Genomic DNA, 11,765 nt, shown 5'->3' with positions numbered 1-11,765 from the left:
TCCATCAAAAAGGATTCCCATGTTAATCCCGAGAAACAAACGCCGCGGTTTCACGCTAGTGGAACTACTTGTTGTGATCGCCATCATCGGCATCTTGGTTGGTCTGTTGTTGCCCGCCGTCCAAGCCGCCCGCGAAGCCGCCCGCCGGATGCAGTGCAGCAACAACCTGAAACAGATCGGCCTCGCCAGCCACAACTTCCACGACACGTTTGGCTACCTGCCGACCGGCGGATCCGACGGACCGTTCAAAACCTGCTGCAATTCGACGGTCCGCGAAGGCTGGAGCTGGCTATACCAACTGACTCCCTTCATCGAACAAAACAACGTTCACGAACTGCCCACCGACAGCGACGTCTACTCTTCGCTGATCACATCGTACGTCTGCCCCTCTCGCCGACCGGCACAACTTTGGAACGGAAGCTTTCGTGCCGATTACGCTGGCAACGGCGGCATCACAACCCAAACCTGGCAAGGACCTTTCGTTCGCCAGTGGAAAACCCTTCCGTTGCCTTCGAGCACAACCAACTTCAATCCCGACCAAACGCGTCGCTTGGACGACATCAAAGACGGCACGTCCAACACTCTGCTGGTCGCTGAAAAACAGGTCCACTGGTCGACCTTCGGCACAGCTGGCGGCGACAACGAAGTTTGGGCCAACGCCGGCTGGGATCAAGACATCGTTCGCTACGGCAACTTCTTGCCCGAACCGGACAACGACCACCCCGACAGCACCCAATCGACCCACTGGTCCAATCGCTTCGGCGGTTCACACCCCGGCGGTGTCCAAGGCGTTCGCGCCGATGGTTCGGTCGTGATGATTCCCTACACCGTCGACGCCGTCAACTTTCAGAACTTCTGCACCATCCGCGACGGTGTAGCGCTCGACGAAGACATCTTCAACTAGCACCCAAAATTTCCTACTCAAAGAGGTGACCAACATGAACTACCGGAATGCCGCCTTAATGCTAATGCTCGCCATCCCAACCTTGGGATGCAGCACCGAACAGCCAACGATGACCGGTGCGACCGAGATCGAAGCTTTCGAGCAACAGGTGGTCAACGAAGAGATGGCCTATCATCAACAACTGGCCGAAGAAGCCAAAGCTGCGAAGAAGAAGTAGCAACAGGTAAGGTGAGCGATTCCGCTGCGAAGCGGTGTTGATTTACATCCCCAAGCAGCGAGCGGCCCGTTTGTGTCACTCGCTGCAAGCGTTTTGCGGCTGAAGCCTTGGGCTCCAGCTCGGGGATTCAATCGGCTAAAGCCTCGGACTCCAGCGCGGAGATTCAATCGGCTGAAGCCTTTGACTCCAGCTCGGAAATTCGATCGGCTGGAGCCTTGGACTCCAGCAAATGCTAGGCGATCAGTTCTTTAATCACTTCGCCGCCGAATTGGCTCAGCTGTTTATAGCGACCTGCATGCAGATAGGTCAGCTTATTGTCGTCGAGCCCCAGCAGATGCATCAGTGTGACGTGCAGATCGCGGATCGGATGTACACATTCGACAGCCGACGCCCCTAGTTCATCGGTCGCGCCGACGACCGCACCTCGCTTAACTCCGCCGCCAGCCATCAGCATCGTCATCGCGTTGTTGTTGTGCCCGCGGCCCAGCGAATAGACGCCGCCACGTTTGTTGTTGTCGGGCGTGCGACCAAATTCGCCCGTCCAGATGATCAACGTATCCTCTAACATTCCACGTTGCTTGAGGTCGCGGATCAACGCCGCCATCGGTTGATCGACGCTCTTGATCCGCGAGGTGTGCCCGCGTTCCAAGTAATCGTGGCTGTCCCATCCGCCGCTGAAGATCTGCACAAACCGGACGCCACTTTCGACCAACCGCCGAGCCATCAGACATTGCCGACCAAAGGTCTCGGTCTCCGGCGCGTTCAGTCCGTACATGTCCAGCGTCTGCTGAGTCTCCTTCGACAGATCGATCACGCCCGGCACTTCGGTCTGCATCCGAAACGCCAATTCGTAGCTTTCCATCCGCGCCCGCAACCGCTGATCCTCCGCTCCCAAGGATTCGAGATGCGATTGATTCAGTTGCGCCAGTTCGTCGAGCGCACGGCGTTGATGCTGCCGCGACTTGAACTCTTGCGAGGCAAGATCCAAGATCGGCGAACCGGTCGGACGCAACCGCGTTCCCTGGTAATAAGGAGGCAGAAATCCATTAGTCCAGTTTCCCGCGCCCCCCTGCGGCAACGCCAACTCGGTCATCACGACGTAGCCCGGCAGGTTCTCGTTCTCCGATCCCAAACCGTACGTCGCCCAAGCCCCCAGCCCCGGGTCGCCTCCCAACCGACTGCCGGTGTTCATGTGGAACAACGCTTCGGGATGGTTGAGCGATTCGGCTTGGCAACCGCGGTAATTGCATAACTCATCCGCCACGTAAGGATCGGCCAGATGCTTCCACTGGTCGCACATCTCGATCCCCGATTGCCCGACCTTCTGAAAACCAAACGGGCTGCCGACGAAGAACTTGAAACCCGCTTCCTGCCCCGCCTTCAGCTTCGATTCCTTTTTATGCAGCCGCGTTAATTCCGGCTTGGGATCAAAGGTGTCCATGTGCCCGGGGCCACCCTCCATGAACAACATGATCACGTTTTTCGCTTTGGCCGGCATCATCGGCGGCTTGGGCGACAGCGGTCCGGCAGCCGCAGCCGCTTCGCTAGCCAATAGATTCGTCAGTGCGACCGAACCGAGCGAAGCTCCCAGTTGATACAGGAAGGATCGCCGTGAGTCGTTGATTTGAGGATGAACGTTCATCGATTCGCTCGCAGGAAAAAGTGGACGGAAAGTCAGAGTTAACGATTCACCACAGCCCGAAGGGGATGGTCATTCCACATACATAAATTCATTTGTATTGAATAACAGCAAACAGGCGTCGGCCAAGGCTCGCGTTGCGGCCGAGACGTCGCTCGCTTTGGCATCGGGAACGTACTGTTCGAAGACCGGCAGGATCTCTTGATATTCAAACACCTCTCCCGAAAACTCCTCGACCAACGAACGCGTGATCTCGGTCGGATAACGAACCGCCGCGGGAGCCTTTTCTTCGTGATACGCTTGCATATCGCGAACGTACTGAGTCAATCGTTGCGATTCGTTTGCCGTGGGATCGCGTCCCAAGACCAAACGAAACGCATAAGCGACCTGATCCGCAACCGTCTGCTGCTCGCGTTGCAGTCGCAGCGCCAACGCGATGCTGCGATCGGTGATCACGTCGCTGTTGAGCAAACCAAAAACCTGAGGCGTGACGGCCGCCGATTCGCGAACCTCACACGTCTCGTTCGAATTCGGCTGATTAAACAGCTCGGTGAACGGATCGGATTGACCGCGAACATGGTAGGCGTAGATCGTGCGGCGATTCCGCAACTCGGGAGTCGGCGACGGTTGGTAAGCCGGCGCCAGCGAGAACTGGATCATTCGCGGCTGCAGCGCCACCTCCATGTTGATCTCGGGCATCACCGGCAGCCCGCCGCGGGTCGCTTGCAGTTCGCCGGTGATCTGCAGCAGCCCATCGCGCAGCTCTTCGGCACTCATCCGTCGCCGCGGGAAATGAGACAACAACTGGTTGCCGGGATCGAGCTTGGCGATTCGCTGCGAATCGACGGGAACGGTGCTGCGACGATAGGCCTGCGATTGCATGATCGCCCGGTGCAGTCGCTTCAGCGTCCAGCCGTTCTCGACAAAATCGACCGTCAGAAAATCCAACAGCTCCGGATGCGAAGGCTTTGCTCCCTTGACGCCGAAGTTGATCGAATTGGCAGCCAATCCGGTTCCAAAATGGTACTGCCAAACCCGATTGACGATCGAACGCGTCGCCAAGCCGTTGTCGCGACTTGCGATCCAGCGTGCCAGTCCAAGCCGCCGGCCATCGATATCGGCAGGCAACAGGAAAGGATCTTTTGCCGCCGGATCGACTGGCAACGAGACAGCACTCAGCACGCCCGGCATCACCGTTTCACCCAACGCCGTCAACGCGCCACCCAACAAAATGTGATTCGTCAGCGGACTGCTCTTCTTCAACCGCTGGATCCTCAACTTGCGAGCCCCATTCCAAGCCAGCCTGCCCGCCTCGGCGTTAAACACGCTTTGAGCCATCGGCTGATAACGCTCCAACCGCCGATTCCAGATCCACTCATCCTGCTCGCGAACCTTCAACTCACCCTGCTCCGCCGTCGTCAAACCGACATGCCGCTCCGGCTTTTCCTCATCGGGCAAATCTTTGCGTTCGGCATCGTTCTTATAAGGCAGATTGTGCTCTTCAAACCACGCCCGCGCCGCGGCCTCGCGTTTGTCAACGAGCTTCTTCTTTTGAGCGACAGCAAAATCGAGCATCCGTTGCACGTGCGCTCGCCCCGCTTCAAACCCTTCGCGACTCTCGTCGTCCAGATAGGGAACCGTCCGTTCGGCCATCCGCGTCGTCGCAAAGGCGGCGTACATGCGGTAGTAGTCGCGAGTCGGCAGCGGATCAAACTTGTGATCGTGACACTTGAAACACCGCATCGTCGTCGAAAGAAACGCCTGCCCGGTGATGTTCACTAAATCATCGAGATAGATCTGCCGAGCCTCTTCGGCTTCGATCATCGCGTTGTCCCAGGGGCCCATCCGCAGGAAACCCGTCGCCACGATCCACTCCGCTTCTTCAGGCGTATAATCGCCATCGAGCTGCACTTGGTGAACGGTTTTGACATCGCCACCGGTCCGCTGGCGAACCGACAGGTCGGCCAACTCATCACCAGCCAACTGCTCCACCACAAACTGATCGTACGGTTTATCTTCGTTCAACGACCGCACGACGTAATCGCGATAACGCCACATGTTCGATCGCTCGAAATCATTCGCCATCCCACCGGTGTCGGCATAACGCGTTACATCCAACCAGTGCCGCCCCCAATGCTCGCCATATTCGGGACTAGCCAACAAGCGATCGATCAGCGCCGCCCAAGCCGCTTCGCGATCCCGATGCCAAGCGATCTCAAACGCATCGTACTGATCGGGCGATGGAGGCAATCCGGTCAGATCCAAAGTCGCACGCCGCAGCAGCGCCGCGGGAGTCGCTTCGCCACTGGCTTGCAGATCCGCCTGCTGCAATTGCCGATCGATATAAAGATCGATCGCCGCGGGGAGCGGCAGGCCATCGGCGGCCAATGATTCCTTCGCGGGCAGCGGAGCGTAGGCCCAGAGATCATCGGCGGCATACCGCCGGTTGGTCCAGTCCTGCGAAAGGCCTCCGCTGGTCGAGACGATCATGCCATCCGCCGTCGACTTTTTCTGACTCTCCAAATCGCGATAGTGCTGCTGCGTCGCCTCATCGGGCCACGGAGCACCATGCTCGATCCAACGCTGAATCTCCGCGATCTGCTTCTCGGTCAGCCGATCGTTTTCTTTGGGAGGCATCTCCATACTCTCCCAACGGATTGCCGCAAGCATCGTCCCCGCGTCGGGATCCCCCGGCACAACCGTCGGGTCTCCCGATTCGCCGCCGCGCAACAACGCCTCGCGACTGACAACGCTCAAGTCACCCTTGATGTCATCGGCGTCGCCGCCGTGACAGCCCAAGCACTTGCTACGCAGAACCGGCAACACGTTCAGCGTGAAGTCTCGCTCGATCGCCTGCTGTTTTTCATCAGCCTTGCTACCGGCCGCTTCTTCGGCCCGGGCGACCGAACCAGCCAGTGACGCCAGCAACAGCAGGCAGCCAATCATGTGATGGGTTTTCTGATTCATGACATTCACCGAGCGGGGTTTCCCAAGCGATATAGTTCAGCGATTTCCGATCCGGAAAGAGCTGACGAATACAAGACAAATTCATCGAGGCTGCCGTTCAAGTTGCGAACGACAAACTGCGGGTCGGTGCGATACATCGGTTCGCTCCAATTGCCGATCGACGCAGGGCCGATCGTTACCCGAGGGACCAGATAATCGGCCGGAATCGCTTCGCTGCCGATCTCCGCTCCGTTGAAGTAATGCGAAACGCGACGAGCCTGGACATCGTAGGTCGTTGCCAACATGATCCACTGTCCGCTGAGCGATGCGTCCCAGAACGGCGGCGAATAAAAGTTGTATTTGTCGGGGCGGCGACGCTTCCCTTCGGCCCCATCGAACTTCTTCACCGAGAAGAACAACCGGCCATCGTTCATGATCTGCCAGTGCGGTTCTTGAAGCTCGTGCCCGTCGGTCAGGAACAAGGAATTGTACAGGCGATCCAAACTGTGAATCTTCACCCAACACATCATCGTCAAACTGCCAAACTCTCCCGGCACGTCGACGCGGATCCGGCTGCCCGTGCGGCTCAAATCGAGCGCACCGCCAGCCTGTCCCCAACGATCGCTCGATGGCTGACATGCGACGATCGCCGCGGCCCCCGCGGTCTGCGAGTCGCTCTGGGCAAGATTCGGCAACTGCCGCCCGTCGGCCGACGTCTGTTGAGTTTGATACCAGGCGATCAATCGATCGTCCTCTCGCATCGACGCGACACGCTGCTGCCACCGCCGCCGTTGGTCGACTTGCTGCGACGACAACTGACGCTCAAACGCATCGGGGCCGATCACCTGCAACGAATCCGAATCCGATCGCTCGGAAACGCCCGCATCGGACAACTGCCACGCGTCCCCTTCCAGCACGCGTTGCGGTGCGGCCCCTTGGCCCTGCAGTTCGACTTCGCCAGTCAGCACCTCGACGCGAGCCGCTTCGTCGCCGGCGTCGATCGCAAATTCAGTCCCCAGATCGATCAAGTCGCCATGCCGCGTCTGAACCCGGAAGCCGCGAGCTGCTTCGGGAACTTGAGCCCTCGCGCGGCCGCGATCCAGTTGAACCAGCATCGCCGACTGGACGACAAACTGCGCGTCCCCCTCGATCACCATCCGCACGCCGCTGAACAATTCGATCTGCGCCACGCCCGACAACAGCCGCAGCGGGCCACTGGGCACCAACGAACCGGTCGCCAGCGGATCGCCTTCCCAAACCGCATCCGATTGCCCGTGCAAGATCGCAAACCCGGCGGCTGTCGGTTCCAACTTGCCCGCCAATCCGGCGGGCGATCCTAAACGAATCGAATCCGGATTCCAGACCGACCAGGCAACAAATCCTAAAACCGTAGCCGCCAGCACAGCGAAGATTCCTGTCAAACGACGTTGCAGAATGTTGACAGGCGCAGCCGGCGAAATCGCCGCCGCAGGAGCAACCACTTGGGCAACACCCGATTCGGAATCATCAACGCCGCCGCGCGCTTCGCGCTGCAGCAGCAGATCCAACTTCAGGCGGTTGTAATAGAGGGCACGGACCTCGGGATCGACCGACATCTCCGCTTCGATCCGCAGGAAATCGGCTTCATCGATCTCTCCATCGATCAAGCTGTCGATCAACTCTTCGCGTTCTTCGGGGGTCATTGCGAGGCTCCCGATACGAGGCGTCGTTCGATGCAATCGGCTAGCGTTGTGCGAATGCGATGCAGCGAGACCTTGAGGCCACCGGCGGAGCGACCGATGCGGCGAGCGAAATCGGAAAGCGATTCGGTCGTGCCGTAGCGATCCATCAGCAGCGTTCGACTCTCCGGCTTCAGCCCGTCGAGACACTTCCGCAGCGCCTCCTGACGGGACAATAGATCGTCATCGATCTGCTGCAACTCGCTGGTGATCGTCTGCTCCAGATCCTCGGAAAACGTCAGCCGCGAATCGCGAGCCTGCCGCTTGCGGTAATTCAGCACCTCGAAGCGAGCGATCGCAAAGGACCAAGCCAAAAAATTGGTCCCCAACGCGAAATCGGCTCGCTTCTCCCAGATCTTCGCGTTGGCTTGTTGAGCGACGTCGCCGGCATCCGCTTCGCCAGGCATCAAGCTGCGGACATATAAAAGCAGCGACAGCTGACTTTGGGTCAACAAGCCAACAAATTCGGCATCGCTCGGCGGATGGGGAAGCTCGGGTTGCATGATTGCAAATGCCTCGAAAGCGAAAAGGGTTAACGTTCAATTCCCGAAAAATCGAGAAATCGCGACAGATCTCCAGCTCGCTGCCCCTTCTATATTAAGGAACACAGGTCAGCAGCAGGCGGATAATCCAGGCCAACCGCCCTCCCCTACCCTGCTCCGCTGCGAAGATCGTGCAGCTTCGGCCGTCCGGCGAAGCCAGAGAGGATCCGAAAAACGATCGTTTAGCAAGTTTTTCGGGGAGGGAATTCAGCACGGGTAAAGGTCGATTCCCAAGCGGACTTCCCTCCCCGAACAACGCTGCGCTCGTTCGACCCTCCCCCGCAAAACTTCGTTTTGGGGAGGGTGAAGTGCTGCCAACCTTCACCCGCCCGGCGAAGCCAGGGAGGGTCGGAGAACGAGCGTTTAGCGAGTTTTTCGGGGAGGGCCGGTGCGGCTGGACAAGCGGCTGGGGGCTTGGACGCTTAACCCCGTCCACCCGATGCACGTATCCATAAAAGGCTGGCTGCGGTAAATTGAGAGTTGGCGGACCTGCCCCACGGTTCCGCCATTGGCGGCCCTTGGGCCCGATCTTCGCAGCGGCGATTCCCCCGCTTCCTTGGCAATCTCCATCGACTTTGGGGCCGGTCGGTCTATGAGCAACAAACAATCGAGAATCACATGACACGCGCCGCATCGATTCAACGCAAAACAGGCGAAACCGACATCAGCCTTTCGATCGACCTCGACGGCCAAGGGGCTGGCACGCGGACGACCGGCGTCGGGTTTCTCGATCACATGCTGGACCTGTTCGCCCGGCATGGGTTGATCGATTTGACAGTCGACGCCAGCGGCGATTTGGAAGTCGACGACCACCACACGACCGAAGATGTCGGGATCTGCTTGGGCCAAGCGATCGACAAAGCTCTCGGCGATCGGGCCGGCATCCGCCGCTACGGTCACTTCACCCTGCCGATGGACGAAACACTGGTCACCGTCGCGATCGACTTCAGCGGCCGCTATGCGTTTGAATACCGAGCCCCGATCGCCAATCCGAAGCTGGGAAGTTTTGATTCCGAGCTGATCGAACACTTTTGGCAAAGCTTCGCCGCCAACACGCACTGCAATCTGCATGTGCTGATGCACTACGGCCGCAACAGCCACCATATCGCCGAAGCGGTCTTTAAGGCGACAGCTCGCGCCGTCCGGATGGCTGTCGAAGTCGACCCGCGGGTTCAGGGAGTGATGAGCACCAAGGGCAGCCTTAGCTAGCATGTTTCGCTATCTTTGGCGATTCGCCTATTTTTGGTAGCCTACGTTTGGTTCCCTCGTGGGCAAGGTGAGACCGCCAGACAGTTCCCGCCCCCCATCCCGCCAACCACGGATCGGAAATGGCACGCGAAGCGATTTATCAACAGTCCAGTGTCGACGAAGAACAAGACCAACAAGATCGCCAGTTGCGCCCGCAGCGGATGGCCGATATGGTCGGCCAACGCGATGTGATCGAACGACTGCAGATCGCGATCGATGCCGCCCGCGGACGATCCGATCCGTTGGGACATATCCTCTTCGACGGACCTCCCGGCCTCGGCAAGACAACGTTCGCCACCGTGATCGGCAACGAACTGAAGACCGCCGTCCAGATCGCCAACGGCGCGGGACTCAAGGCCCCCAAGGACCTGATCCCCTACCTGACCAACGTCGCGGAAAACTCGGTCCTCTTCATCGACGAGATCCATCGCATCCCGCGGACGGTGGAAGAGTATCTTTACACGGCGATGGAAGATTTCCGAATCGACATCGTGCTGGGCGAAGGGGTCAACGCGCGGACACTGAATCTGGACCTGCAACCGTTCACTTTGATCGGAGCGACGACGCGAGCCGGAATGCTTAGCGCTCCGCTCCGCGATCGCTTTCAAATTCGCGAGCACCTCGATTTCTACGACCTCGACGACCTCAGCGAGATCGTCCGTCGAAACGCCAAGAAACTGGACGTGCCGGTCGACGAAGAAGCCGCGATGGAGATCGGTCGCCGCAGTCGCAGCACCCCGCGGATCGCTAACAACCGGTTATTGTGGGTCCGCGATTATGCGCAGAGCCGCAGCGATGGCAAAGCGACTTACCAGACAGCGATCGATGCGATGAAGATGACCGGGATCGACGCGTTGGGACTCGACAAACAGGACCGCAACTACCTCGATACGCTGATCCGCGTCTTCGGCGGCGGACCGGCGGGGATCGAAGCGATCGGGCACACGATGAACGTCAGCATCGACACGATCGAAGACGAAGTCGAACCGTTTCTGCTGCGATTCGAACTGATCGTCCGCACCCGCCGCGGCCGGATGGCAACTCCCAAAGCCTACCAACACCTCGGCCGCGAATTCACCGGCAACAGCGAAGACCTGCTGTAGCGATCGCCGCGACCACTCCATGATTCACCGACAAAGTGTCCGCTGAAGAGACCGGTGCCCAGCACCAGAACCACCGCCCCCGGGCAGGGCTCGGATCGTCCCACCAAACAGCCTCCTGAAACAACGAATCTGTTTGACATCTGCTTGTCTTGCCGGTAGACTTCACCCACTGCGCGGTGGTTTATACGCCCTGCCCGCATAAATAAAGGCTGTCAGCACCACACTAGGCGGCTGACCGCCCCTGCCACGCTCACCTGCCTAGCCCCTCCTACCAACGTTCACTGAGACACAAGCTTGCCCCGGGGGCCTTTCCCGGCCGGCACGCTGAACCAGCCTCCGCTGACACCTCAAACAGGCGAACGTTGACAAGGAACTTTTCGTCCGCAAAGCCCCCACTGGCAATTCTCATTCATCATTGAACCTATCGCCAGTGTGTGCGCCGCGTGCGGATCAAGTGAGCCCAGCCCGAGCCCCTCCCCCCTTCGATTTCATCCCCCAAAGTACCTGCCATCATGCGACACTCCCAAAAAGCAAAAGCGTTTACGCTAGTCGAACTCCTGGTCGTTATTGCGATCATCGGCATCCTGGTCGGCCTGCTCCTCCCTGCGGTTCAAGCCGCACGCGAAGCAGCTCGCCGGATGCAGTGCAGCAACAACCTCAAGCAACTCGGCTTGGCGATGCACAACTACCACGATGTTTACCTCAAGTTCCCGACCGGCGGACTGCCAGTCACTCTCTATCGAATCGGCTGGCCCGGCCGCATCTTCGACTTCATCGAAGAAGGGAACCGCTTAGACGCGATGAACAGCATGTCGGCTGACGCGTTGGTAACGATCACCCCATACCGCACCCTCGGGGCTCCACACAACGGCGCCCACGAGATTTTCGCCAACCCAATCCCGGCGTTCGCCTGCCCTTCGTCACCACTCGGCGAGCAAGCTAGATCGGCACCACAGATCAACGTCCAACAGGGGACCCTGCATTACCGCGCCAACGCTGGCTCGGCAAACTATGGAATGGTTGCCGGATCGGACAGCGGAAAAACCATCAGCACCTCGGGCGTGATCTACCCGCTCAGCAAAACCAAGTTCGCCCACATCACCGACGGAACCAGCAGCACTCTGCTGATCGGTGAAATCTCCGACCGACAAGGCTGGACCGACTCGATGCTCAACGGCTGGGGCGGAATCCAACCGTGGACCTGGGGTTATTACTACTACTCCGGCAATGCGGGCTGGTTGCAGATCGACAACAAATACGTGCAATACCCGATCAACTTTCCGGGCAGCGTCACCACCAACGCAAGCCCCTATCGCAGTGCACACCCTGGCGGTGCGCAGTTTTCGTTCAGCGATGGGAGCACGCGATTCCAGAGTGAAACGATGGACTTGAACATCCTTCACGCCCTGGCAACACGCGCCCAAGGCGAAGTGATCTCGACCCCTTAA

The 11,765-nt window shown here is 59.0% G+C and carries 9 protein-coding genes; 5 read left to right on the top strand and 4 right to left on the bottom strand.

All coding sequences use genetic code 11. The annotated features are described in order from the left end of the window. Positions 1-19 precede the first annotated feature (19 nt). Together CA51_RS01840 and CA51_RS01835 are read left to right on the top strand one after the other, a co-directional pair. Positions 20-904, top strand: a complete 885-nt coding sequence (locus CA51_RS01840; RefSeq protein WP_145117431.1) for a DUF1559 domain-containing protein — start codon at positions 20-22, stop codon at positions 902-904. 34 nt (positions 905-938) lie between these two features. Next, a complete protein-coding gene (locus tag CA51_RS01835) occupies positions 939-1,121 on the top strand; it encodes a hypothetical protein (protein WP_145117430.1) in 183 nt (60 codons plus the stop codon). Positions 1,122-1,353: 232 nt separating this feature from the next. Here CA51_RS01835 and CA51_RS01830 read toward each other — a convergent pair whose 3' ends face one another. The 4 genes from CA51_RS01830 to CA51_RS01815 form a co-directional block, all read right to left on the bottom strand. Beyond that, on the bottom strand, positions 1,354-2,763 hold the full coding sequence (locus CA51_RS01830) for a DUF1501 domain-containing protein (RefSeq protein ID WP_145117429.1): 1,410 nt from the start codon (positions 2,761-2,763) through the stop codon (positions 1,354-1,356). Between the two features lie 69 nt (positions 2,764-2,832). Continuing rightward, a complete protein-coding gene (locus tag CA51_RS01825; protein WP_231745937.1) occupies positions 2,833-5,727 on the bottom strand; it encodes a PSD1 and planctomycete cytochrome C domain-containing protein in 2,895 nt (964 codons plus the stop codon). 5 nt (positions 5,728-5,732) lie between these two features. Then, complete coding sequence (locus CA51_RS01820) at positions 5,733-7,388, bottom strand: LamG-like jellyroll fold domain-containing protein (protein WP_145117428.1); 1,656 nt, start codon at positions 7,386-7,388, stop codon at positions 5,733-5,735. Beyond that, entirely contained in the window at positions 7,385-7,927 is a 543-nt protein-coding gene (locus CA51_RS01815; RefSeq protein ID WP_145117427.1) for a sigma-70 family RNA polymerase sigma factor, read from the bottom strand. Before CA51_RS01815 ends, CA51_RS01820 begins: the two co-directional genes overlap by 4 nt. Positions 7,928-8,584: 657 nt before the next feature. Between CA51_RS01815 and hisB the strand changes: the two genes are divergently transcribed. From hisB to CA51_RS01800, 3 genes are all read left to right on the top strand, one after another. Next, positions 8,585-9,175 carry an imidazoleglycerol-phosphate dehydratase HisB gene (gene hisB, locus CA51_RS01810; protein WP_145117426.1) on the top strand — a complete coding sequence of 197 codons (591 nt, stop codon included), beginning with the start codon at positions 8,585-8,587 and terminating at the stop codon, positions 9,173-9,175. A gap of 119 nt (positions 9,176-9,294) precedes the next feature. Then, a complete protein-coding gene (ruvB, locus tag CA51_RS01805; RefSeq protein ID WP_145117425.1) occupies positions 9,295-10,317 on the top strand; it encodes a Holliday junction branch migration DNA helicase RuvB in 1,023 nt (340 codons plus the stop codon). Positions 10,318-10,829: 512 nt separating this feature from the next. Then, positions 10,830-11,765, top strand: coding sequence for a DUF1559 domain-containing protein (locus CA51_RS01800; RefSeq protein WP_145117424.1), 936 nt, complete (start codon positions 10,830-10,832; stop codon positions 11,763-11,765).

Source organism: Rosistilla oblonga (assembly GCF_007751715.1).
In the GTDB taxonomy this organism is placed as follows: Bacteria; Planctomycetota; Planctomycetia; order Pirellulales; family Pirellulaceae; genus Rosistilla; species Rosistilla oblonga.
Note: the sequence above shows the minus strand (reverse complement) of the source record. Positions and strands in the feature narration are given on the sequence as shown.

Bases quoted from the DNA above. Each gene is read 5' to 3' on its own strand.
- CA51_RS01840 (WP_145117431.1), top strand. From the start codon at position 20: ATGTTAATCCCGAGAAACAAACGCCGCGGTTTCACGCTAGTGGAACTA.
- CA51_RS01835 (WP_145117430.1), top strand. From the start codon at position 939: ATGAACTACCGGAATGCCGCCTTAATGCTAATGCTCGCCATCCCAACC.
- CA51_RS01830 (WP_145117429.1), bottom strand. From the start codon at position 2,763: ATGAACGTTCATCCTCAAATCAACGACTCACGGCGATCCTTCCTGTAT.
- CA51_RS01825 (WP_231745937.1), bottom strand. From the start codon at position 5,727: ATGAATCAGAAAACCCATCACATGATTGGCTGCCTGCTGTTGCTGGCG.
- CA51_RS01820 (WP_145117428.1), bottom strand. From the start codon at position 7,388: ATGACCCCCGAAGAACGCGAAGAGTTGATCGACAGCTTGATCGATGGA.
- CA51_RS01815 (WP_145117427.1), bottom strand. From the start codon at position 7,927: ATGCAACCCGAGCTTCCCCATCCGCCGAGCGATGCCGAATTTGTTGGC.
- hisB (WP_145117426.1), top strand. From the start codon at position 8,585: ATGACACGCGCCGCATCGATTCAACGCAAAACAGGCGAAACCGACATC.
- ruvB (WP_145117425.1), top strand. From the start codon at position 9,295: ATGGCACGCGAAGCGATTTATCAACAGTCCAGTGTCGACGAAGAACAA.
- CA51_RS01800 (WP_145117424.1), top strand. From the start codon at position 10,830: ATGCGACACTCCCAAAAAGCAAAAGCGTTTACGCTAGTCGAACTCCTG.